The sequence below is a fragment of the Staphylococcus sp. 11511212 genome, from assembly GCF_011394755.1.
Taxonomy (GTDB): domain Bacteria; phylum Bacillota; class Bacilli; order Staphylococcales; family Staphylococcaceae; genus Staphylococcus; species Staphylococcus chromogenes.
The window spans coordinates 415456-440553 of the sequence record NZ_JAANBQ010000003.1 but is presented as its reverse complement, the minus strand read 5'-3'; the positions used below and the strand labels follow the sequence as shown (position 1 = coordinate 440553).

General features: G+C 35.4%; 21 protein-coding genes and 1 riboswitch. Of the genes, 16 read left to right on the top strand and 5 right to left on the bottom strand.

The features are described from left to right. The first annotated feature begins 16 nt into the window (after positions 1 to 16). Positions 17 to 2536: a bifunctional lysylphosphatidylglycerol flippase/synthetase MprF gene (gene mprF, locus G8Y84_RS03600; protein WP_105962803.1), complete on the top strand. Its 2520-nt coding sequence runs from the start codon at positions 17 to 19 to the stop codon at positions 2534 to 2536. A gap of 192 nt (positions 2537 to 2728) precedes the next feature. On the opposite strand, the gene msrA is transcribed toward mprF, so the two are convergent. After that, positions 2729 to 3244, bottom strand: a complete 516-nt coding sequence (gene msrA / locus G8Y84_RS03595; protein WP_103158874.1) for a peptide-methionine (S)-S-oxide reductase MsrA — start codon at positions 3242 to 3244, stop codon at positions 2729 to 2731. Positions 3245 to 3387: 143 nt separating this feature from the next. Here msrA and G8Y84_RS03590 point away from each other — a divergent pair, with 143 nt between their 5' ends. Then, complete coding sequence (locus G8Y84_RS03590; protein ID WP_105962805.1) at positions 3388 to 4353, top strand: LCP family protein; 966 nt, start codon at positions 3388 to 3390, stop codon at positions 4351 to 4353. Positions 4354 to 4392: 39 nt separating this feature from the next. Here G8Y84_RS03590 and G8Y84_RS03585 read toward each other — a convergent pair whose 3' ends face one another. Beyond that, positions 4393 to 4578, bottom strand: a complete 186-nt coding sequence (locus G8Y84_RS03585; protein ID WP_103158872.1) for a 2-hydroxymuconate tautomerase — start codon at positions 4576 to 4578, stop codon at positions 4393 to 4395. 142 nt (positions 4579 to 4720) lie between these two features. Between G8Y84_RS03585 and G8Y84_RS03580 the strand changes: the two genes are divergently transcribed. Together G8Y84_RS03580 and G8Y84_RS03575 are read left to right on the top strand one after the other, a co-directional pair. Beyond that, the gene (locus tag G8Y84_RS03580) at positions 4721 to 5131 is read left to right on the top strand and encodes a sporulation protein (protein ID WP_037573563.1); all 411 of its coding nucleotides are present in this window, start codon (positions 4721 to 4723) and stop codon (positions 5129 to 5131) included. A 153-nt stretch (positions 5132 to 5284) separates the two neighbouring features. Then, entirely contained in the window at positions 5285 to 6547 is a 1263-nt protein-coding gene (locus tag G8Y84_RS03575; protein WP_037573565.1) for a Y-family DNA polymerase, read from the top strand. A 132-nt stretch (positions 6548 to 6679) separates the two neighbouring features. Here the strand turns inward: G8Y84_RS03575 and G8Y84_RS03570 are convergent, their stop codons facing one another. Further along, entirely contained in the window at positions 6680 to 7774 is a 1095-nt protein-coding gene (locus G8Y84_RS03570; RefSeq protein ID WP_105962806.1) for a prephenate dehydrogenase, read from the bottom strand. Positions 7775 to 8288: 514 nt separating this feature from the next. Here G8Y84_RS03570 and G8Y84_RS03565 point away from each other — a divergent pair. Continuing rightward, positions 8289 to 9548, top strand: coding sequence for an aminoacyltransferase (locus G8Y84_RS03565; protein ID WP_037573569.1), 1260 nt, complete (start codon positions 8289 to 8291; stop codon positions 9546 to 9548). Positions 9549 to 9572: 24 nt separating this feature from the next. After that, positions 9573 to 10832, top strand: a complete 1260-nt coding sequence (locus G8Y84_RS03560) for an aminoacyltransferase (protein WP_103158868.1) — start codon at positions 9573 to 9575, stop codon at positions 10830 to 10832. A 528-nt stretch (positions 10833 to 11360) separates the two neighbouring features. On the opposite strand, the gene G8Y84_RS03555 is transcribed toward G8Y84_RS03560, so the two are convergent. Then, complete coding sequence (locus G8Y84_RS03555; protein WP_105962807.1) at positions 11361 to 11684, bottom strand: hypothetical protein; 324 nt, start codon at positions 11682 to 11684, stop codon at positions 11361 to 11363. Positions 11685 to 11814: 130 nt separating this feature from the next. On the opposite strand from G8Y84_RS03555, the gene pepF reads away from it, so the two are divergent. Next, positions 11815 to 13626: an oligoendopeptidase F gene (gene pepF / locus G8Y84_RS03550; RefSeq protein WP_165806121.1), complete on the top strand. Its 1812-nt coding sequence runs from the start codon at positions 11815 to 11817 to the stop codon at positions 13624 to 13626. Positions 13627 to 13769: 143 nt separating this feature from the next. Then, the gene (locus G8Y84_RS03545; protein ID WP_157946076.1) at positions 13770 to 14714 is read left to right on the top strand and encodes a 1-phosphofructokinase family hexose kinase; all 945 of its coding nucleotides are present in this window, start codon (positions 13770 to 13772) and stop codon (positions 14712 to 14714) included. 56 nt (positions 14715 to 14770) lie between these two features. On the opposite strand, the gene G8Y84_RS03540 is transcribed toward G8Y84_RS03545, so the two are convergent. Further along, a complete protein-coding gene (locus G8Y84_RS03540) occupies positions 14771 to 15676 on the bottom strand; it encodes a CvfB family protein (protein WP_103158864.1) in 906 nt (301 codons plus the stop codon). A 156-nt stretch (positions 15677 to 15832) separates the two neighbouring features. Between G8Y84_RS03540 and G8Y84_RS03535 the strand changes: the two genes are divergently transcribed. The 8 genes from G8Y84_RS03535 to lysA all read left to right on the top strand — a co-directional run bounded on the left by G8Y84_RS03535 (position 15833) and on the right by lysA (position 24907). Continuing rightward, positions 15833 to 17440 carry an ABC-F family ATP-binding cassette domain-containing protein gene (locus G8Y84_RS03535; RefSeq protein WP_037573587.1) on the top strand — a complete coding sequence of 536 codons (1608 nt, stop codon included), beginning with the start codon at positions 15833 to 15835 and terminating at the stop codon, positions 17438 to 17440. A 161-nt stretch (positions 17441 to 17601) separates the two neighbouring features. Further along, positions 17602 to 17778: riboswitch (Lysine riboswitch) on the top strand. A 118-nt stretch (positions 17779 to 17896) separates the two neighbouring features. Beyond that, entirely contained in the window at positions 17897 to 18880 is a 984-nt protein-coding gene (locus G8Y84_RS03530) for an aspartate-semialdehyde dehydrogenase (RefSeq protein ID WP_037573594.1), read from the top strand. Between the two features lie 21 nt (positions 18881 to 18901). Next, positions 18902 to 19780: a 4-hydroxy-tetrahydrodipicolinate synthase gene (dapA, locus tag G8Y84_RS03525; RefSeq protein WP_165806120.1), complete on the top strand. Its 879-nt coding sequence runs from the start codon at positions 18902 to 18904 to the stop codon at positions 19778 to 19780. Beyond that, positions 19777 to 20499, top strand: coding sequence for a 4-hydroxy-tetrahydrodipicolinate reductase (dapB, locus tag G8Y84_RS03520; RefSeq protein ID WP_107364051.1), 723 nt, complete (start codon positions 19777 to 19779; stop codon positions 20497 to 20499). Before dapA ends, dapB begins: the two co-directional genes overlap by 4 nt. 17 nt (positions 20500 to 20516) lie before the next feature. Beyond that, the gene (dapD, locus tag G8Y84_RS03515; RefSeq protein ID WP_119505179.1) at positions 20517 to 21236 is read left to right on the top strand and encodes a 2,3,4,5-tetrahydropyridine-2,6-dicarboxylate N-acetyltransferase; all 720 of its coding nucleotides are present in this window, start codon (positions 20517 to 20519) and stop codon (positions 21234 to 21236) included. Positions 21237 to 21423: 187 nt separating this feature from the next. Then, positions 21424 to 22572 carry a M20 metallopeptidase family protein gene (locus G8Y84_RS03510; protein WP_165806119.1) on the top strand — a complete coding sequence of 383 codons (1149 nt, stop codon included), beginning with the start codon at positions 21424 to 21426 and terminating at the stop codon, positions 22570 to 22572. A 2-nt stretch (positions 22573 to 22574) separates the two neighbouring features. After that, positions 22575 to 23645 (top strand): alanine racemase, encoded by a 1071-nt coding sequence (alr, locus tag G8Y84_RS03505; protein ID WP_165806118.1) that lies wholly within the window; start codon positions 22575 to 22577, stop codon positions 23643 to 23645. Then, positions 23642 to 24907 carry a diaminopimelate decarboxylase gene (gene lysA / locus G8Y84_RS03500; RefSeq protein ID WP_165806117.1) on the top strand — a complete coding sequence of 422 codons (1266 nt, stop codon included), beginning with the start codon at positions 23642 to 23644 and terminating at the stop codon, positions 24905 to 24907. Before alr ends, lysA begins: the two co-directional genes overlap by 4 nt. Positions 24908 to 25098: the final 191 nt, after the last annotated feature.

The following is a 25098-nucleotide window of genomic DNA, read 5'->3' as shown; positions in this document are numbered from 1 at the left end:
AGAAAGGTCGTGTCGTATGTCTTTAAATAAAAATATTATGAGGTACTTAAAAATAGCATTTGTCATGGTGCTCATTGTCATCGTGACGACGGTTTTAGTGAAAGAGCTATCGCACATTGATTTTAAGAAAACATTTTTGCTCTTTAACCATATTAACCGATTTGAACTGTTAGGTTTATTCTTATTAGGGGCGTTTGCACTTTTACTGTTATCATTTTTTGATTGGGTGTTAGTGTCACGTTTTAAACTCCCAGTGTCAAAATTTAAAGCGTTACGTGTAGGCTATATTATTAATGCATTCAATAACATTATTGGTTTTGGTGGTTTTATTGGTGCAGGCGTTCGTTTATGGTTCTATAGTAACTATTCGAATGAACGTAAAAAGCTCGTGAAATTTATTTCTTACATGCTAACGTCGATGTTGACGGGGTTAAGCTTTTTATCATTGCTTATCGTGACACATATTTTAGATGTTAGCTTTTTAGAGCACACATCTATTTGGATTAAAATCCTTCTTTATATTGTTGCTTTATTGTTACCTGTCTTTATTATCGTTTCTTTAATATCACCAATTGATCAAAAAGCACGTTGGCTAGGTTCATTATTTACATTAATTTCGAGCTTAGAGTGGATTTGTGCAAGTATCGTTCTTTATTTTTCATTACATATTGTAGGGGCTAACCCATCGTTTCCTGTCGTTTTGAGCGTCTTTATCGTGGCAGCAATTTCTGGTTTAGCTTCATTTATCCCTGGTGGATTTGGGGCATTTGATTTAATTGTCCTTTTAGGTTTGAAATATGTTGGCATTTCAGAAGAAAAAATTGTGTTAGCACTGCTTGTGTATCGTTTTGCTTATTATTTCTTCCCGCTTTTCATTTCATTAATTTTGACAATATTCGAATTTGGTCCCCATGCCAAAAATTATATTTCCGATTCACGGTTTTTCGTACCTGCACGTGACGTGTCGGGATTTGTGTTCTCTTTTCAAAAAGATGCGATTAATGCCTTACCTTCTTTTATTTTGAGTATTTTAGTAGGTGTGACAAGTTTAATCTTTTTATTAGTGAATTTTGGAATTATTGTCGATGCAGCACATTCTAAACATCATTTAATATTTATTGTTTTGTATATTTTTAATGTGAGTGCAAGCTTAATTTTAATTTTAAATCTGAGAGGGATTTTTGATCGGAGTCAGCGGGCAATTTTATTTACCATTGTTGCGCTATGTATACTGATTGTGTCTAATTTCTATGTATACGGTATTTCTATTGAGTTGATTGCGGCGGCACTTATAATCGCGCCATTAATTTTCGCATACCGCAAGGCGCATGTGTTAAAACGTGCACTACGTTTAAAGACATTGATTTATATTATTGTTATCAGTGCAGTGATATTATTTGTTAACCAAGTGTTAGTGAAAGAATTTTTATTAGTGATTGATACGCAACCGCCTAAAGTAGATTATTTCATTTTGCGTTCTGCTTTTTGGCTTTCTATTATTGGAATGTCCTTAATTGTAGGAATTATCATTTATATTTTCGAACGTCATTATCGGACACCGCGAGAAAGTGTAGATTTTGAAGTGGGACAGCATATTATTAATCAATATGGCGGACATAATTTAAGCCACCTTTTATTTAGTGGCGATAAAAATATGTTTGTGAATGAAGCACAGGATGCCTTTTTAATGTATCGTTACTACCGCAATTCTTATATTGTGTTAGGAGATCCTGTCGGAAATGAAGCGCACTTTGCCTCGCTTTTAGAAAAGTTTTATGAGCATGCGACGTATTTAGGTGCCGAAGTCATATTTTACCAAGTCTCTGAAAAACATTTATCACTTTATCATGATTTTGGAAACCAATTCTTTAAATTAGGTGAAGAGGCGCTTATTGATGCACAAGCGTTCACGACCTCAGGTAAAAAACGACGTGGTTTCCGTGCGACTTTAAATAAAGTAGAGTCGATGGGATATACTTTTGAGATACTTGAGTCTCCTGTTGATGAAGCGACGTTTAAACGCTTAAAAGAAGTGAGTGACGGTTGGCTTGGTCAAGAGAAAGAATTTTATTTTTCAGTTGGAAATTTTTCACGTGAATACTTGGATGCAGCACCTATTGGCGTGTTAAAGACTGAAGAAGGGCGCATTGATGCTTTCGTTACATTAATGCCTGTAGATGGAGAAAGGGTCGTCTCTGTTGATTTAATTCGTTGGGATAAATCGATCGATGTGCCTTTTATGGATGCGTTATATTTGAATATGCTTCAATGGGCAAAAGATTCAGGATATGCTTATTTCAATATGGGTATGGCTACATTATCGAACGTTGGCCAAATGCCGTATGGACATATGCGTGAGAAGTTTGCTGGACGCTTATATGAACATTTCAATGGGCTATACAGTTTCCAAGGGCTACGTAAATATAAAAGTAAGTTTAATCCTCAATGGGAATCGCGCTTTTTAGTTTATCATCGTCGCCAAAATGTTTGGGAAAGTCTTATTAAGGTGACACGTGTCATTCGTAAAAATGCATAAATAGAAGTATGGGAGTGAGGTATTTTGTACCTCACTTCTTTTGGTATTGGAACGTGAGAAGCAGTAAAGAAGGCACATACAAATAGGCGTTGAGACTTGATATTATGTCTCGACGCCTATTTGTTAATCATGTGTATGCCGGTGCATCATAATGACTGGAGAGCTAAAAGAGAAGATTTACTTGAGTTTTCTTTACGAAATTGAGTCAGATTGATAGCGGGCGCGGTCGGCTTTTTCTTGTTGGTAACGCTCAGGGTTCTTTTTATAAAAATCTTGATGATACGCCTCTGCTTCGTAAAATTCAGAAGCGGGTAATACTTTTGTCGCAATAGCTTTATCATGATTTATGGTATGTTGAAGTGACTCAATATACGCTTCGGCAAGCGCTTTTTGGTCTTCATTCGTATAAAATATTGCTGTTTGGTATTGAGGCCCTCTATCTTGGAACTGTCCACCGGCATCGGTAGGATCAATGACGGAAAAGAAAATTTCTAATAGTTTATTGTATGAAAAGAGTGCCACATCATATTCAATGCGCACAGCCTCATAGTGCCCTGTCTCTCCTGTTTTTACTTCCTCGTATGTAGGATGTTTGGTATGACCGCCCATATAACCTGAAGTGACTTTTTCTATACCTTCATTTGTATCGAACGGTTGTACCATACACCAAAAACATCCTCCCGCAAAATAAGCCACATTGATATTCATGTCGACACCCTTTCCCCATAAATTTTAGACCTTAGTATGATTTTTAAAGTTTTTGCTTGATTTTTAAAATAATTTTATATAACGTTAATATGTATTAATTATAGTACAGACTATCCCAATTTTGAAGGTATAAGGTTGATAAGATGAGTGAAAATAATTATGAACACAGAAATCCAAAACAGCAAGTCAGACGACGTAAAAAGAGACGCATTCGCAAACTACCTTTTGTTATTTTAGCGCTAATATTGCTTTTGATTATCGCTATTGCTTTTACTATTTCGAGTTATCGTGCTGGCTTAGATGTAGCCAAAGAACATAAACAAGCACCAAAGTTACATAAATTTAATGGTGTCTCTAAAAACGATGGCAAAGCCACGGTATTAATTTTAGGATCTGACCGAGAAGATGGTGGTGTCTCCCGAACAGATTCCATTATGATTGCGCAATATGATTTCCTACATAAAGATATGAAAATTGTTTCTGTCATGCGTGATATCTACGCCGATATTCCAGGATACAATCGTTATAAAATCAATACAGCCTATTCCCTAGGTGGACCTGAATTATTACGTCAAACGCTCAAAGAGAATTTAGGCATCGAACCGGAATATTATGCCACTTTAGATTTTAAAGGGTTTGAAGCCATGATTGATGAATTAAGCCCTCAAGGTGTCCCTATTAACGTAGAAAAAGATATGTCTGCTAAAATTGGGGTCTCATTGAAAAAAGGTGAGCATCGTTTAAATGGTAAAGAATTGTTAGGCTATGCGCGTTTTCGACATGATGAAGAGGGCGATTTTGGTCGCGTAAGACGTCAACAACAAGTGATGAATGCACTTAAACAAGAATTGGTGCAACCGTCATCCGTATTTAAACTACCGAAACTTGCAGGGATTATGCGTGGGTATGTAGCTACGGACATGCCAGACTCTGCCATTTATCAAACAGGAATGAGCTTTATCGTACGTGGTGATAAAAATATTAAAACGTTAAGTGTCCCAGCGAAAGGGACTTATGAAAACGTTACGACGAGTGACGGTGGAAGTGCTTTAGGTATTGATAAAGAAGCTAATAAGAAGAAAATACAGCAGTTCTTAAATGAAGAATAAACAAAACGGGGTAGGATTTTTCCTACCCCGTTTTCAATGTTATACGTCTGATTTACGTGTTCCTCCCACACCGTAGTGTTGAGGTTTCATTTCTTCGACAATCACAGAAATGGCATCGCGTTGGGCATGAGTAGTTTTTTCAACAGCATCAGTGACTTCAGCAACAAGTGCTTTTAATTGTTCATCAGTACGACCTTCAAGTAGTTGAACAGTTACGATAGGCATGTGTGTCGCCTCCTTTATCTCAGTATAGTATTATCTTAACAGAATGTGCGTATCTTCTTAATCATTTTTTAAATTTTACATATGAGTTGCAAAGTGAATTCTATAAAAGATATGATAAAGAAAGTGTTTCAGGAGGTACTTTATGGGTTTTGAAAATATTTTAACATCATTAGGAATTAATGGGATGCATGTCTATATTCGTTTGGACCAAAAAACGTATGAGGTTTCAGATGCGATTACAGGATGTATTTACTTTAAAGCGGGAGACAGTATACAAACTGTCACACATACAGAAGTCAAACTCATTGAAAAGTATGAAAATAAGGATGAAACAAGCGAGTTTTCGCAACTTGAAAATGAATTAGATCGCTTTGTGTTAGAAGAGCGTTTCACAGTAGATAAAGCGAACCCACAACAAGTCACATTTGAGTTCAAACCAGAAGACTTGAATTTCCAATGTAAAGAGAGTCGGGTTTATTTACAAGCGCATGTCTATATTGATTTAGGTATAGATGAAGAAGTAGAAGAGTTGATTCCTTATAACAAAGCTTAAATATTATAGTTATAACAGACACAACATCTTATTAAAAAGGTGTTGTGCTTTTTTATGATTATAAGCGAACGGATTTTCTCTTTTCCTTGAAAATAGAACATATGTTCGTATATAATAGAAATATCTCAAATGATAAAAATTGGGGGCGGTAAGATGTATGATTATCATTTATTAGAAAATAGAGATATTTTATGTATAGACCAAAAGAGCTTTTTTGCAAGTGTTTCCTGTATTGAAAAAGGACTAGATCCACTTACGACAAAACTGGCTGTGGTGGCTGATACAAAACGTCAAGGATCCGTTGTACTTGCGGCGACGCCGACACTCAAAGCATTAGGAATTAAAACAGGTTCGCGATTATTTGAAATTCCTCATCGTAATGACATTTATATTATTAATCCGAGTATGAGAAAGTATCTTGAGGTCTCTCTAAAAATTTCTCAAATTGCTTTACGTTATGTGCCAGCAGAGGATTTACATCAATATAGTATCGATGAGTTTTTTATGGATGTGACGAAAAGTTATTATCGCTTTAATACGACACTTTTATCATTTTGCGAAAGACTCATCAAAGAGATTTTAGATGAGACGCACATTCATTGCGCGATAGGGATTGGCCCTAATATGCTGCTGAGTAAAGTGGCACTTGATAATGAGGCTAAACACAATGAGAACCATATCGCTGAATGGCGTTATGAAGATGTCCCAACAAAACTCTGGAAAATAGAACCCTTGCGTGATTTTTGGGGGATTAGCACACGAACAGAAAAGAAACTTAATCAACGGGGGATTTTTAATATTGGGCAACTGGCACAATATCCATATCAATATTTAAAAAGAGATTTTGGGATTATAGGCGTGGATTTACATCTGCATGCAAATGGCATTGATCAAAGTCACATTAGTGATAGTTATCGTGTTATCAATCCTTCTATTTGTAAAAGTCAGATTTTAATGAGGGATTATACTTACGAAGAAACGAAAGTCGTTATGCGTGAGTTAATTGAAGATGTGGCCAGTCGTTTGCGTGCGCGTAAGCAATTTGCAAAAACGATTCATTTCTCTTTTGGATATAAAGAAGGCGGAGGCGTCTCCAAACAGTATACATTACAAGATGCGACAAATTTAGACCGAGACATTCTTCAAACTGTGTTGCGTTTAGCTGACGACCACTGTGACACCTCCCAAATATATCGTACATTGAGTGTTTCTTTGACGCATTTTGTATCGGACAATGATCGACAGCTTAACTTATTTATCGATGAGTACCAACGTAGAAGAGAAGAAGCGTTAGCCAAAACTATTGATGCCTTACATCAAAAATATGGCAAAGGGAGCGTTTCGAAGGCAATCTCTTTTACTGAAGCGGGGACGAAACACACACGGTTAGGGTTAATGGCAGGTCACAAAATGTAGCTAAAAAGCAAATAGCTTAAGAGCCCTTCATTATAAAAATTTAAAAACTATAATTATATTATGTAAACTATTATGGGAGGATATGAAATATAAAAAGAAGTAGCTAAGGGAGGAGCGCTACTTCTTTTTATGTTAGTTAATATACGTATCGAATTGATGCGAAAGGGCAAGTCGTCCAGCATCACGATCTGAGGCAGTTTTAAAACTGACACGCAAGGCGCCATAAATATCTTCACGAACTTCTAAAATTCTCACATTACTAATAGAAATACGTTCGTGGCTTAAAATATCTAAAACTTGCGAAATTGTACCAGGTTTATCCGGAATATCAACATATAAATCGAATGAACTGTTCATTGCACCTTGGCTGCGAATAGGGAGGGCATCACGATATTGCTTAGCATTATTGAAAAAATCATAGAGCCCGTCAGAATCTTGACGCTCAAGAAGGTCGATAATTTTACTAAAATCAGACTGAAGATGCTTCATTACAGATAAAATATGTGTTCTATTTTCAATAGAGATATCTCTCCACATTTCTGGGTTACTGCTTGCAATGCGTGTAATATCTCTAAAACCACCAGCGGCAAGTTGTTTAATCCACTCTGATTCCGGTGCATAGTAAGCATTTAAATTGACGAGGCTAGAGGCCACAAAGTGGGGGACATGACTAACAATACCGGTAACGTGATCGTGTTCATCAGCCGTCATCGAAATAATATGCGCACGTGTATGTTGTAAAAGATTCTTAATTCGTTCATGCGCGACATCATTTTCAGGCATATCATGAACAAGAACATAATATGCATTTTCAAAAAGATGTTTTTTGGCATTAAGTACGCCACTTTTATGGCTCCCAGCCATGGGATGTCCGCCTATGAGATGAATATCTTGTTGAAGCAATTCACTTTCAAAAGCTTGAATAGTAGATTTAGTACTTCCTGTATCTGTGACAATTAAGCCAGGACGTGTGTTATATTGAGACATCGATGCAAGATATGACGTCGTTGTATGAACAGGTGTGGCGAAAATAATGATATCTGCTTGAGAAAGCCCATATGCATAATCAGTAGTAATCGTATCAACAATTCCCATAGAAATCGCACGTTGTAATTGATGGTGATTGGCATCATAAGCAGTGATATGGATATCTTCATAAAAATATTTAAAGTTGCTTGCTAAACTTCCTCCGATGAGTCCTAAACCTACAAAAAATATATTCGTCATAATGCACCACCTATTGTAATAATATTCAGATATTTTAACATTTTAAAGCGTTTAATTGCAATAGAAGATGTAGAAATAATCAGACAAGCGTTAAAAAAACAGATAAATAACGAATTATAAGTGAACAATTCCTAAAAAACCATGCATGAAAAGTGAGATTAATACAAAAACAATATCTCAAATTTCATCAAAAATAGTAAGTGATTTCATATAGACATACAAAATGTTTAAAGTACAATAATAAAAAATGAGGGTGAAGTCTACTCCGATATTGGCTTATTATCGCGGAATACGTTAAAATAAAATGAGATAAAAAGCATAAAAATAATCATGTCTAAAAATAATAGACATCTTTATATTTAGGTGAAAAGCTATTTATTAGGTTAGGACTATCTGACGAGCATAGAGCAACATGTACAGTTTTTTAACACCAAGATAGCAGAAATGAATAAAAGCAATCCTCTCCTTTATAAATAACAATAAAAAAAGATTTCAGAGAAATAGGAGTTAAAAAATGAAATTTACAAACTTGACGACGGCAGAATTTGGCGCATTTGCCGATTCGATGCCGTATAGCCATTTTACTCAAATGGTAGGGAATTACGAACTTAAAGTAGCAGAAGGTGTAGAGACACACCTCGTGGGGATTAAGGATAATCAAAACAATATCCTCGCCGCATGTTTATTAACTGCTACACCTGTTATGAAATTTTTTAAATATTTCTATAGTAACCGCGGACCAATTATAGATTATGAAAATAAAGAATTAGTCCACTTTTTCTACAATGAACTCGCATCATATGTAAAAAAATACAATGCATTATATTTGCGTGTTGACCCTTATTTACCGATGTTAAAACGTAACCATGATGGAGAAGTGATTGAGCGTTTTAACAATGATTGGATATTTGATAAAATGGCGGAATTAGGTTACGAACACGACGGTTTTTCAGTTGGTTTCGACCCTATAAAACAAATTCGTTTTCATTCGGTATTAGATTTAGAAGGTAAAACGGCAAAAGATGTGCTCAATAATATGGACAGTTTACGTAAAAGAAATACTAAAAAAGTTCAAAAAAATGGTGTAAAAGTCCGATTTTTAAAAGAAGATGAGCTACATATTTTTAGATCTTTTATGGAAGATACTTCTGAAGCAAAAGACTTTTTAGACCGTGAAGACGATTTTTATTATGATCGTTACAAACACTATAAAGAACGTGTGCTTGTTCCATTAGCTTATATTGACTTCAATGAATATATTGAAGAACTGAACCAAGAAGAAGCCGTATTAAGAAAAGAAATTGGAAAAGCAGAAAAAGATATAGAAAAACGTCCTGAAAACAAAAAAGCAGTGAATAAAAAACAAAATCTTGAGCAACAACTTGAGACACACTTGTCTAAAATCGAGGAAGCAAAGCGTTTACAAGCTGAACATGGGAATGAATTACCGATTTCAGCAGCTTATTTCATCATCAACCCATTCGAAGTTGTTTATTATGCTGGTGGAACGTCAAATGAGTTTCGCCATTTTGCAGGTAGCTATGCAATACAATGGGAAATGATTAATTATGCGATTGACCATGGCATCCCACGTTATAATTTTTATGGTGTCAGCGGAGATTTCTCGGAAAACGCTGAAGATGCTGGCGTAGTAAAATTCAAAAAAGGTTTTAATGCGGACGTCATTGAATACGTAGGAGATTTTATTAAACCAATAAATCAACCTATGTATCGCATTTATACACAACTCAAGAAAATAAAAGATAGAAAGTAATGTAAAAGAAGGGGATTCATTGGTATGAAATTTACAGAACTAACAGTTGAAGAATATGACCAATTTGTTCAAAATCCTGCTTTAGAAAGCCATTATTTCCAAGTTAAAGAAAATATTGGAACACGTGAAGCAGACGGGTTTCAAGTCGTATTACTCGGTATTAAAGGTGAAAACAATCAAATTCTAGCAGCAAGTCTATTTTCAAAAATCCCTACAATGGGAAGCTATGTTTATTATTCTAATCGAGGTCCAGTGATGGATTATTCTGATTTAGGTCTCGTTGATTTTTATTTGAAAGAGCTCGAAACTTATTTGCAAAAAAATAAATGTCTTTATGTAAAAATGGATCCATACTGGTTGTATCAAGTTTATGATAAAGACATTAAGCCTTTATCAGGACAAGAATCTAATGAAAAATTGGTTCAATTATTTAAATCACATGGTTATGAACATCATGGTTTCACTACAAGCTATGACACTTCAAGTCAAGTGCGCTGGATGGGAGTTTTAAATTTAAAAGATCAGACGCCCTCAACGATTAAAAAGAAATTTGATAGTCAACGCAAGCGCAATGTGAATAAAGCGATTAATTATGGTATTCGTGTTAAATTTTTACAAGAAAATGAATTTGATCAATTTTTAGAACTTTATCGTGAAACTGAAGCGCGTGCAGGATTTGTGTCTAAAACGGATGAGTACTTTAGAAATTTCATTCAAAATTATGGTAGCAAGGCGCTTGTACCTTTAGCTTACATTGATTTGGACGAGTATATTACGACGTTGCAAGAAAGCTTAAATGATAAAGAAAATCGTCGTGATCAAATGATGGCGAATGAAAACAAGTCAGATAAGCAATTGAAAAAAATTGCTGAACTCGACAAGCAAATCGATCATGATAAAAGTGAAATGCTAAAAGTAAGTGAACTTCGCAAAACAGATGGTCAAATTTTAAATCTTGCCTCAGGTGTGTATTTTGCGAACGCTTACGAAATCAATTATTTTTCAGGAGGCTCCAGTGAAAAGTACAATCACTTTATGGGACCTTATGCAATGCACTGGTATATGATTAATTATTGCTTTGAACACGGTTATGAACGTTATAATTTTTATGGCTTATCCGGAGACTTCACTGAAAATAGTGAGGATTATGGTGTTTATCGCTTTAAACGTGGATTTAACGTTCAAATTGAAGAGTTAATTGGAGATTTCTATAAACCGATTAATAAACCGAAGTATATTCTGTTTAATACTTTAAACAAGATACGCACTAAAATAAAAAAATAGCTTTAGAGATTATTTAACGGTTAGTGAAATAAGTCACTGACCGTTTTTTTTTCAAAAAACGTAATTTAAGCAGGAATAGAGAGAGAAAATGTACAGTAATGAAAATGAAGTTCTAAATCAATAGAAATTTAAAAATCAAAAATTTGAACATATTTATGTTATGTAAACCTAATAGTCTTATACTATTTCTTTAGCAAGTATTAAAATAAAAAGATACGCTAAACTCATCGGAAAATCGTCTGAGATGCGGCATCTTACAAATAAAAGTAAATAAAACACCATAAAAACCGTAGTATATGTATAGGTATATATATGAGTTTAGTACACATAAATGACGCATAATTTTTGGTTCATTAGTAAAAAGCAAATTAGTATATAAAGTGTATGTGTAATTTCGAAAAAACAAATTAGTTTACATAATATATATTATAGGAAGTTAACTATAGCGACTTACTTTGAAATCTTCTCCCTAATTAAAGCCCCGTTAGCAATGCAATGTACACATGCTAGCGAGGCTTTTGAATTTTGTTATGGTTTGTATTTTTGTTCGACACGTGATAGTTCTTTTTCATATTTTTTCTTTTGGCGTTGTTTGCGCCAAGAGCGTGTTAAATACCAAAGTATTAAACTAATGATTAAACTTAGTACAGCTACGAATGCAGCAAATCCTAATAATGGCTCATACGTAATATCATAAAAATTAGGCAAAACAAAAGCTAGACTTCCTAGAATAATAAAACTTAAGATTGCTGTGAAAAACCATTTATTTAAGACCAAGGTACAAAAAACTGTAAGCACAATCATAAACGCTATGGAAATCCATAGGTAATTTGGCATATCTAAAATGGACATTGTTTGACCCTCCTTACCATCATTTTTTCATTATACATGACTTCAAGGTACGTGTGTGCATGTGTAAACAATAGTTTTCTTATATTATAATGTATAATAGATTAAACGAGCCATAAAAGGAGGAATTTTGATGACACAAAAACTTGTTTCCCGAGATGACGTACAACCTTTAGAAACTTGGGACTTAACAGATATCTTTGAAAGTGATGAAGCCTATGAAAATGCTATCAAAAGCCTTGTTACACGTGCAAAAAATTTTCAAAATCACTTTACAAATACTTTAACTGATAAACAGTCTATTGAAACAGTCTTGGATGAATATTGTGACTTACTTATCGAGATTGATCGTGTAGGAAATTATGCACAGTTACAATATAGCGTTGATACTACAGATGCTGAAAAACAACGTCTAAGTGCCCTGTTTAGTCAAAATTATGGTGAAATAAGCAGTTGTTTAACTTTTATAGAATCAGAACTATTGCAACTTGACCCACAAATCATAAAAGACGCGATTAAGACGACAAAATATCCTTATTATTTAACAAGATTGTTGAAAAAACAACCTTATCAATTACATCCTGAAGCTGAAAAAACACTTGCTCATATGGCTCATGCGATGAATGTACCTTCAGAAATTTATGAAGTGACAAAAATGTTGGATATTGATTTTGGCCAGTTTGAAGCCAATGGACAAGTCTATAATATGGATTATACAACATTTGAAGGGATTTATGAGGACAGTACAGATAAAGAATTAAGACATCAAAGTTTTGCGCATTTTAGCCGTAAATTAAGAGAATATCAACATACTATAGCGGCTGCTTATAATGCACACGTTCAAAATGAAAAACTTGAGGCTAACTTAAGAGGATATGCGTCTGTAATTGACTTTTTATTAGAAGAACAAGATGTAACTCCTGAAATGTATCATAGACAAATTGATATCATTATGACGGAGCTCGCCCCTATTATGCGACGTTACGCGCGTCTCTTAAAGAAAGCTCACCATTTAGATGTTTTGAGATATGAAGATTTAAAAATTTCAATTGATCCTGAATATGAACCAGAGATTTCTATCCAAGAGTCTCAGGAATATATTTATAACGCCTTAGGTGTATTAGGTAAAGATTATTTAGCGATGACAGAAAAAGCGTATCGTGAGCGTTGGATTGATTTTCCACAAAACAAAGGAAAAGAAACGGGTGCTTATTGTGCAAGCCCATATTTTACACATAGTTATATTTTTATCTCTTGGACGGGTAAGATGAACGAAGTGTTCGTACTTGCGCATGAATTGGGACATGCCGGTCATTTTCATTTAGCGCAAAAACATCAAAACATATTACAATCTGAAGCCTCCATGTATTTTGTGGAAGCCCCTTCTACGATGAATGAAATGTTAATGGCGCATTACTTGTTAAAGACTAGTCCTAATAACGCACGTTTTAAACGTTGGGTGTTAAGTTCAATGATTTCACGTACGTATTATCATAATATGGTGACGCATTTACTTGAGGCGGCCTATCAGCGTGAAGTTTATTATTGTGTAGACCGCGGTGAACACTTAACTGCTGAAAAGTTAAATGCACTAAAAAAACAAGTCATTGCTACTTTTTGGGGAGATGGTGTTGAATTAACTTCAGGTGCAGAGTTAACATGGATGCGCCAACCTCACTATTATATGGGATTATACCCTTATACCTATTCAGCAGGTTTAACCATTGGGACGTTGATGGCACAACGTATTGAAAATGAAGGAGATGTAGCTGTTCAAGATTGGCTCAATGTTTTAAAATCAGGTGGCAATATGTCCCCTCTTGAATTGATTAAACAAGCTGGTATCGATATGTCTATCGATCAACCCTTAAGAGATACAATTCGATATATTGGCCAAATGGTAGATGAAATTGAACGATTAACACAAATTATTGAAAGTAATTAAAAAGATATAATTAAAGAAGCACTCAATGTGTCTAGGCGCATTGGTGCTATTTGTGTTTGACTTAAACATATAATCATTATATATTTAACATGTAAACAACACAATCAAACAAAAACGAACACGTACAATAAAGGATGATCAAAATGAAAAAAGTGCTAACTATTACCTTAAATGCATCAATTGACATTTCATATCATTTACCTAATTTAAAAATCAATACAACTAATCGTGTCTCCAATGTTTCAAAAACTGCTGGAGGCAAAGGTTTAAATGTGACACGCGTAGGTCATCAGCTAGGCTTAGACGTTACAGCAAGTGGCATAGTTGGTGGTACATCAGGCTTATTTATTAAACAACAATTAGATCGATTACATATTCCTCATCAGTTTTTAGATAGTGGATTAGAGTCTAGATTTTGTATAGCCATGATTACGGAAGAGGCGCAAACGGAAATTTTAGAAAGTGGACTTCCTTTAGATGCATCTATACAGGCACAATTTATTAATTTTTATGAAACGCTTATTCAGGATTATGACATCGTTGCTATTTCTGGCAGTATTCCCCCTGGTTTACAAACAGAAATTTATCATGAGTTAATTCAAATTGCGAAAAAACAAGATAAATTTGTCATTTTAGATGTTAATGGGAAGACCCTCGCCTCTGTTTTACAAATGGATGCTTCTGTTAAACCAGACTTGATTAAACCGAATGAAGAAGAAATAGCAGAACTAACGGGCGCGTCTCATCTTGCGTCTATAGATGCATTAAAAGATGCGTTAAAGCAACCTATTTTTGATCATTTACCCAATGTGTTTGTCACTTTAGGTAAAAACGGAGCGTTATTAAAACATAAAAATCAATTTTATCAAGTGATTATTCCAAGTATTGATGCAGTGAATGCCGTAGGTTCAGGTGACAGTTCTATTGCGGGCTTTTGTTTAGGGCTTATACAAACGAACGACATTCAAAAAGCAACGCAATATGCGATGGCAGCAGGTATGGCGAATGCTTTACAACATGAAACAGGTCACGTGGACGTTCAAGATTTTGAAAATTTGTTGCCAAAAATTTCAGTAGTGGCTTTATAAAAACTTACTTATACAAACGGAGAGGCCTGGGACATAGTCCCGGCCTCTCTGTTTATTTATGCATGATTTTCACTGTGCGCCCACCCCTTTTTAGTGAGCACAATTTTACCTGTTTCTATATTAATGAGACGTTTTTTATAAAGGTGACCAATTGCACGTTTGAAAGCACCTTTACTCATATGAAAGACTTCTTTGATGGCTTCAGGGCTAGACTTATCCCAAAATGGAAGTTCCCCATCGTATTCTACTAAAAGGCTAATAATCTTTTCGCCATCGTCATCTAAACGTTCATGAGCTAAAGGTAGAAATGACCCATTAAGCTCTCCTTTTTCATTATGACCAATGATACGTACTTCTATTAATTCTCCAAGTCTCGGTTCTTCTTTACGTTCGGATTCATGCACGAAAATTTTGTGTCCTTTTTCGGATAATAAAAAGGTGCCGACACGGAGTAAGCGATAAGGTCTCGCCTTGATGGTTTTATTTTGATATTCATCATTATGCACAGGAGTGAACATGTTTTGTACAGTGGTCTCAGAAGCTAAACGTGCAAACATTTGACGTTCACGGTCAATACGTAATGTACAAAGGACTTCATCCCCTTTTTGTGGCCATAAAGTCTTGATTTTCGGTAAGTCTTCCCAAGGGATAAGTACTTCACGAGGTAAGCCAACGTCGACACGTGCCCCATCACGATCAGTACTGATGACTTTGACAAAATCATAACGGCCTACAGTGATATCTGGCATATTTTGCGTGGCGAATAGTTCGCCTGAACGGTTTGGGAAAATAAAGAAACTGTAGGATTCCCCTATTTCTAATTCATCGTCGTCATTGATTTCAGACGGATTCAATTTTACCTTTTCTTTATTTGGTCCCTCTAAAATATAAGTAGATCCTTCTTGGGATTTTACTTCTAAAAAGTCTATTGTCCCAGCGATTTCATTTTCTTTAAAAGACATAATTTACTCCTCTAATGTTTAATGGTTCTATTATATCATGACTAGAACCTATAATCATTAAGTGTTCAATGGTACGATTCAAATCCTTCTATCGAAACGCTATAAATTATATGGTATAATGCTTCCGTTACTATTAATGTAAAAAGGAGAAAATGCATGCTACAAGTTACTGATGTAAGTTTACGTTTTGGTGATCGTAAATTATTCGAAGATGTTAATATAAAATTCACTCCTGGCAACTGTTATGGACTAATTGGTGCAAATGGTGCAGGAAAATCTACTTTTTTAAAAATTCTTTCTGGAGAGATTGATTCACAAACAGGCCACGTCTCTTTAGGAAAAGACGAACGTTTAGCCGTATTAAAACAGGACCACTTTGCCTATGAAGATGAACGTGTGTTAGATGTGGTAATTAAAGGACATGAGCGCTTATTTGAAGTAATGCAAGAAAAGGATGCCATTTACATGAAACCTGATTTTAGTGATGAAGATGGTATACGTGCGGCTGAATTAGAAGGCGAATTTGCTGAAATGAATGGTTGGAATGCAGAATCTGATGCAGCTACCCTTTTATCAGGTCTTGGTATTTCAACAGACTTGCATGATAAAAAAATGTCAGAACTTGAAAATAATCAAAAAGTAAAAGTACTCCTTGCCCAAAGTTTATTTGGTGAACCGGATGTTCTGTTACTGGATGAGCCTACCAATGGTCTTGACATCCAAGCTATCAGTTGGTTGGAAGACTTTTTAATTAATTTTGAGAATACAGTTATTGTTGTTTCGCATGACCGACATTTCTTAAACAATGTATGTACGCATATTGCAGACTTAGATTTTGGCAAAATAAAAATTTATGTCGGTAACTATGATTTTTGGTATCAATCAAGTCAGTTGGCTCAAAAAATGGCTCAAGAACAAAATAAGAAAAAAGAAGAAAAAATTAAAGAATTGCAAGACTTCATTGCGCGATTTTCAGCAAATGCTTCAAAATCTAAACAAGCAACTAGTCGTAAAAAACAATTAGAAAAAATAGAACTTGATGATATTCAACCTTCATCTCGTCGCTATCCATTCGTGAAATTCACACCTGAACGTGAAATTGGAAATGATTTATTATTTGTTCAAAATGTCTCAAAAACAATTGATGGAGAAAAAGTGTTAGATAATATATCATTTACAATGAATCCAAATGATAAAGCCGTATTAATGGGTCAAAGTGAGATTGCTAAAACAACACTTCTTAAAATTTTAGCCGGTGAAATGGAACCAGATGAAGGTTCTGTTAAATGGGGTGTAACAACATCACAAAGTTACTTCCCTAAAGATAACTCTGAATACTTTGATAATGTAAATATGGACTTAGTTGAATGGTTACGTCAATATGCACCTGAGGATGAGCAAACGGAAACATTTTTACGTGGTTTCCTAGGCCGTATGTTATTTAGTGGCGAAGAAGTTAAGAAAAAAGCAAGTGTACTTTCAGGTGGAGAAAAAGTACGTTGTATGTTAAGTAAAATGATGCTTTCAAGTGCAAATGTCTTATTATTAGATGAGCCGACGAACCATTTAGATTTAGAAAGTATTACTTCAGTCAATGAAGGATTAAAATCTTTCAAAGGTTCCATCATCTTTACTTCACATGATTTTGAGTTTATAAATACGATTGCAAATCGAGTGATAGATTTAGATGAAAAAGGCGGACTGTCAAAAGAAATTTCATATGAACGTTATTTAGAAGAAAAAGGCTTATTAAAAACAAAATAACCCCATTATGAATTTAATGGTTAAGAGAAAAATGTTATCTCGTACTTTCGTATGGGATAACATTTTTTTACCTTTCAATTTTCAGTAAATTTCAAAAAATCCCCCTTTTCTGTTTACATGAAGAGTTGCGCTATGTATAATGAGACTCATAACAATTAAATCATTATTGATGAGGCGCATTAATCATGAGTAGCCATATCGTTTTTGTCTGCAAGCAAGATATGTCGAAAGGGTGAGATGCCGAAATAAACAGAATTTGCAGGGACTGTTTGTTGGATTCTATGGTTAAGAGCTGAGAATCTGTCATTATTTGCGGATAATGGAGTGCATCACTTGTATATAAAGACTAACAAGTTCGCACACCGAACTTGTTTTTTTGTATATTCAAGAGTATCAATCATGCATGAGTGACATGTTTCTCATCAATTAAACATTAAATTAAATGGAGTGAATGATATGACAAAATTAGCAGTTGTAGGTGCAACAGGATTAGTTGGAACAAAAATATTAGAAACAATTGAACGTAAAGAAATCCCTTTTGATGAATTGATTTTATTTTCTTCAAAACGTTCAGCAGGTCAACAAGTGTCTTTTAAAGGTAAAACCTACACTGTTCAAGAATTGACAGAAGAAGCGACTGACGGCGAATTTGATTACGTGTTAATGAGCGCTGGTGGTGGTACAAGTGAAAAATTCGCCCCTCTTTTTGAAAAACATGGTGCGCTTGTGATTGATAACTCAAGTCAATGGCGAATGACTAAAGATATTGACCTCATTGTTCCTGAAGTCAATGAGCCGACGTTTAAACGTGGTATCATTGCCAACCCTAATTGTTCAACAATACAATCAGTCGTGCCATTAAAACCCCTTCAAGATACATTCGGTTTAAAACGGGTCGCTTATACAACGTATCAAGCGGTATCAGGTTCAGGAATGCAAGGAAAGAAAGATTTAGAAGATGGCGCACATGGCGCTGAACCTAAAGCATACCCACATCCAATTTATAATAATGTGTTACCTCACATCGATGTTTTTTTAGAAAATGACTACACTAAAGAAGAACAAAAAATGATTGATGAAACACGTAAAATTTTAAACTCACCTGATTTAAAAGTGACAGCAACTTGCGTTCGCGTCCCTGTTCAAGATAGTCATAGTGTGCATATTAATGTAACGCTAGATCAACCTACGACAGTAGACCAAATTCGCGACTTGTTTGAAAAAGACGATCGCGTGGTTTTAGTGGATGATCCATCAAGCAATGCGTATCCATTAGCGATTCACTCTACTGGCAAAGATGAAGTGTTTGTGGGGCGTATACGTAAAGATGACTCTTTAGAAAATACATTTCATATTTGGTGCACGTCAGACAATCTATTAAAAGGTGCAGCTCTAAACGCTGTACAAGTGTTAGAACAAGTATTAAAACTTAGAGCGTAATTTTGAAGGGAGTCGGATATTATGACACATATTTTTGAAGGAACGGGCGTGGCATTAATTACCCCTTTTTCAAATGGTAAAGTGGATTATGAAGCGATTAAAAATCAAGTAAACTTTTTAATAGATAATGACATACAATCCATTGTGGTGAATGGCACAACGGCTGAAAATCCAACACTGACTGATGATGAAAAAGATCAAATTTTGAAAACAGTGATAGAAACTAACGCATCACGTGTGCCAATTATTGTAGGCACTGGCACAAATAATACTGACAAGTCAATACAAGCATCTTTACGCGCAAAAGCGCTCGGAGCTGACGCAATAATGCTCATTACCCCTTATTATTTGAAAACAAGTCAACGTGGCTTAATTGCGCATTTTGAATCGATTGCTAATGCGGTAGAATTACCAGTAATTTTGTATAATGTCCCTTCTCGAACAAACTCAACGATCGAAGTCGAGACGCTAGTTCATTTGAGTAAAAATCCTTATATTGTCGCACTTAAAGATGCAACAAACGATTTTGACTACTTGTCTGAAATTCAAAGTAAAATCGATACGAATACATTTGCACTTTATAGTGGCAATGACGATAACATTGTTAATTATTATGCACAAGGAGGTCACGGCGTTATTTCCGTCGTAGCAAACGTCATTCCAAAAGCATTTCAAGAAATCTATACAAATGCTAATCAACGTGAATCTCGTTTCCGTCCTATCTCAGAACTTTTAGAGGCATTGGCTATCGATATTAATCCAATACCTATTAAATATTTAGCCTCACTTGAAGGATTTGGCAAATATGAATTGCGCTTACCTCTAGTTCCATTAAATGAGTCAGAACAGCAACAATTAAAAGAAGCTTATCAACAATTCAAAGTAGGTGTTCAATCTTGAAAATTTTACTCATAGGTTATGGTGCAATGAACCAACGTGTTGCACGATTAGCAGAAGAAAAAGGACACGAAATCGTTGGTGTGATTGCGCGCCAACAAAATCAGGACCTTCCCTACCCTACTTTCACTAAAATTAGTGAAGTAGACTCTGCGGATGTCGCTATTGATTTCTCGCATCCAGACTTATTGTTACCAGTGTTAGAAGATAATTTCCAATTACCTCTAGTGATTGCGACTACTGGTGAAAAAGAACAAATTACTGACAAATTACAACAACTAAGTGAACGGATGCCTGTCTTTTTTAGCGCAAATATGAGTTATGGCGTTCATGTTCTTACAAAACTTTTAGAAGTGGCTGTCCCCCTTCTTAAAGATTATGATATTGAGCTGACGGAAGCACATCATAATAAGAAAGTTGATGCCCCGAGTGGAACGCTTGTGAAATTATATGATGTCATTAAATCATTACGTGAAAAAAGCTATCCTGTCTATCACCGTGATGAAAAGCAAGAAAAACGTGATGCTGATGAAATAGGTGTTCATGCCATTCGTGGAGGCACAATCGTTGGCGAACACGATGTATTATTTGCTGGAATTGACGAAACAATTACATTAACGCATCGGGCGCAATCGAAAGATATATTTGCAAATGGAGCGCTAGAAGCGGCAACACAATTAATTCATAAAGAAAATGGGTATTATACATTTGATAACTTATAAAGGGAGAGAATCAAAATATGGTAAAAAATTTCACAGCTGAAGAAATCATTCAATATATTAGTGATGCTAAAAAGTCGACGCCGATTAAAGTCTACATTAACGGTGAATTTAGTGAAATCACATTTCCAGATCAATTCAATGTTTTTGGTTCGGAAAACTCTAAAGTCATTTTTTGTGAAGCGGATGACTGGAAAAAATTTTATGAACAAAATCATATGCTCATCGAAGATCTAGAAATCGAAATGGATCGCAGAAATTCAGCCATCCCCTTAAAAGATTTAACAAATACTAATGCACGCATTGAACCGGGTGCTTTTATTCGTGAACATGCTGTGATTGGCGATGGTGCTGTCATTATGATGGGCGCTACTGTCAATATTGGTGCAGTGGTTGGCGAAGGTACTATGGTAGATATGAATGCCACACTTGGGGGTCGTGCCACTACTGGTAAAAATGTGCACGTTGGTGCGGGCGCAGTGTTAGCTGGAGTTATTGAACCACCAAGTGCTGAACCTGTAGTGATAGAAGATAACGTATTAATTGGTGCGAATGCGGTGATTTTAGAAGGTGTTCGTGTAGGTGAAGGTGCTATTGTAGCAGCCGGTGCTATTGTTACACAAGACGTACCTGCTGGAGCCGTTGTAGCGGGAACTCCTGCTAAAGTGATTAAACAAACTCATGAAGTTGCCGACTCAAAACGTGAGATTGTATCTGCATTGCGAAAATTAGATGACTAAAGCGAAACAAAGAAAACCATTCCAAGGTTCTACTTACTTCAGATATGTATGAAGTGAGTGATAAGAAAAGTGGTAAATAGAATAAGATAAAGCACATTGATGGGGATGAGTAGAAGCTACTGTCTAAAGACCGTGTTTGACAGAGCATTCCTCTCCCCTTTTTACATAAACAAAGAGGTGAAATTCAATGGATGAACTTCAATTTGTAACAGAACATCGTCGACATCTACATCAATATCCGGAACTAAGTTTAGAAGAATATGAAACAACAGCTTATTTAGAACGCTTTTTATCATCCCTTCAAATTCCTTACGAACGGCCATTAGAAACTGGAATTATTGGATATTTAGAAGGTGAAAGTGACGAAACTTTGGCCTTTCGTGCAGACATTGATGCCCTACCCATCCATGAGCAAAATGAGGTGGATTACCGAAGCAAATACGATAATAAAATGCATGCGTGTGGGCACGACGGGCATACAACAGCACTAATGTTATTTGCCAAACGTTGCAAAGCCCTTTTCGATAAAGGCGAACTCCCCCATAATGTAGTATTTATTTTTCAACCTGCCGAAGAATCAGGTGGAGGTGCGAACCTTCTTATAAAAGCCAATGCCCTTGCGCGTTATCAAATCAACGCTATTTACGGCGTCCATGTCATGCCATTTGTAGAAGAAGGAGCGATTGCTATAAGAAATGACGAAATTACGGCAAGCGCAACAGAGTATCGCTTTTACTTAGAAGGTCAATCGAGCCATGTGGCCAATAAAGAACAAGGACGTTCAGCTGGGGAAGCTTTACATCACGTCATAACGCAATTATCACAAATTCAACAGTATCATTTAAATGGTTTACAGCGAAATATCGTTCATATTGGTCATTTTAATGCGGGAGAAGCCATCAATACTGTCCCATCAAATGGCTACCTAGAAGGGACAATCAGAACTTATAGCATGGATGATTTAAGTATTATAAAAACGCAAATGCAAAAGATTGCAGATAGCGTTCATAGTTTGTTTGGGGTCAAATGCAAAGTAGATTTTGCAGAAGGCTATCCCCCTACGATGAATGATCCGTCATTAAAAAAATATGTGGTTGAAAGCATTGAATACAATGGGAACACCGTCATTGAAAACGAAACGCCTTATTTATTTGGAGAAGACTTTAGTTTTTACGGCCAAATTGCGCCTAGCTATTTTGTGTTTGTAGGGACTAAAAACGAATTAAAACAATATGTGAGTGGTTTACATACGCCACATCTTAACTTTGATGAACATATTTTAATTCGTATTGCTAATTATTACGAACGACTTTTATTTAATTATAATGAGGTGTGACTATGACAGCAGTTTGGCAATTAAATGAACAAGTTTTTCGACAAAATGTGAGAAATGTTGTTCAGGATAACACTGTAATGGCGGTAGTTAAAAATAATGCTTATAATTATGGTTTAACTTTTGCAGTGCGTACATTTTTAGATGAAGGTATTCATACTTTCAGTACGACGTCACTTTCAGAAGCGATTCGTATTAGAGAAATTGCCCCCCACGCCACTATTTTTCTAATGAATGTGAGTCGAGAGTTTGATTTACTACGTAAGCACAATATTCATATGACATTACCATCAAAGGAATTTTACTTTCAATATAAAAATGAACTTTATGATATTCAAGTTCACTTAGAATTTGAGAATTTATTACATCGTTCTGGATTGAAAAACTTAGAAGAAATACAAGATGTTTTGCGTGATCACGAAAAAAACCAAGATGAAAAAATGAAAATCACAGGCCTTTGGACTCATTTTGGTTATGCAGATGAATTTGATGTAAATGATTATGAAATAGAAAAAGAAGCATGGCTCAATATTGTGAGTGTGCTCACTCAAGAAGGTTATCAATTTGAATTTATACATGCGCAAAATAGTGCAAGTTATATGCGCGAAAAACAACTTTTCCCTCATCATACGCATGCACGCGTAGGTATTGCATTATACGGTTCTCGTCCTTATTCTCAAATGCCTCGTGAACATATACAACAAGCGTTAACCGTCAAAGCCAATGTTATTCAAGTACGAACAGTGAATGAAGGAGATCATTGTGGGTACAGCTTTGCTTATACTGCGCCAAAAAAGACACAGCTGGCTGTTGTTGACGTAGGGTATGGTGATGGCATTTTACGTACAAGAGCGCAACATGAAGTACTTATTCATGGTAAGCGTTACCCTATTCGCGCCCTTATGATGAGTCATATGTTTGTTGAAGTTGACGATGACGTGATGGCAAATGATGAAGTTGTGATATACAGTCCAGAACTACGCATAGATGATTATACATTTAAAGGCGTTGGAGCTAATTCGGAACAATTAAGTGCATTAAACATAGATTCTTTAATAAAGGAGTATCAATCATGACGATACAATATAATCAAAATGGAGAGTTAACACTCGGGAATACCAATTTAAAAACACTAGCGCAAAGCTTTGGCACACCTACCATTGTTTATGATGAAGAACAGATAAGACATCAAATGCGGCGCTACCATACGGCATTTAGTACAACGGGTGTCGATTATATATTATCCTACGCCTCTAAAGCATTTACATGTATACAAATGGTTAAATTAGCTGAAGAAGAAAATTTTGATTTAGATGTTGTTTCTATAGGTGAACTTTATACTGCTCTAGAAGCAGGATATGCACCTGAACGCATTCATTTTCACGGTAATAACAAAACTAAAGAAGAAATACAGTACGCATTAGAAAGTGGCATTGGCTACTTTGTAATTGATGCGTTAGATGAAATAGAATTGATTGATGAACTGGCTACTTCAACTGTAGATGTGCTCATTCGGGTAAACCCTGGAGTTGAGGCACATACCCATGAATTTATCCAGACAGGCCAAGAAAAAAGTAAATTTGGTCTTTTGATAAAACACGGATTAGCAGATAAAGCCGTACAACAAATTCAGAAGAGTGAACATTTAAATCTTAAAGGTATTCACTTTCATATTGGATCGCAAATTGAAGAAACCACAGGCATGAAAGAAACGGCGAAAATCGTTTTGACATGGCTAAAAGAAATTGATTTAAACATTGACCTGTTAAATATTGGAGGCGGATTTAGTGTTCATTATGTCGATGGAGATCGCGCTTTCAATATTGAAGAAGGTATTCCTGAAATTGTGGAGAATATAAAGTCAACTTGTACTTCATTATCTTACCCTGTTCCAACAATTAGTATTGAACCTGGCCGTTCGATAGTGGCAGAAGCAGCAGTTACTTTATATGAAGTAGGATCTATCAAAGAGATTCCAAACGTCAACAAATATGTATCTGTTGATGGTGGAATGAGTGATCATATTAGAACGGCACTTTATGATGCAAAATATCAAGTAAAACTCGTGAATAGAAATGAAGAAGCTAATGAAACGGTGACAATAGCTGGAAAACTCTGTGAATCGGGAGATATTCTCATTCATGAAGCACAGCTTCCGCAAAGTGTAAAACGTGGAGATTATTTAGCTGTTTTATCAACAGGTGCATACCACTATAGTATGGCATCAAATTATAATCAAATACAAAAACCAGCTGTATTTTTTGTTTCTAACGGCAAAGCCCGTGAAGTGATTAAACGTCAATCCCTTCGCCAACTAATTATTAACGACATTAAATAATACAATTGAATACTTCATCGTTGTCCAAAAGCATATAAGCCCCTCAACATTTTACTATAACGGGCTTATATGCTTTTTTGAAATAAAATTCGTACATTGCTTAGGTGTGCTCCCCTACTCTAAAAGAGGTTATAATTTCAAATAGACTTCAAAGAAACTGTAGATGCTTTTAAAAAGAAAAGTATTTAAAA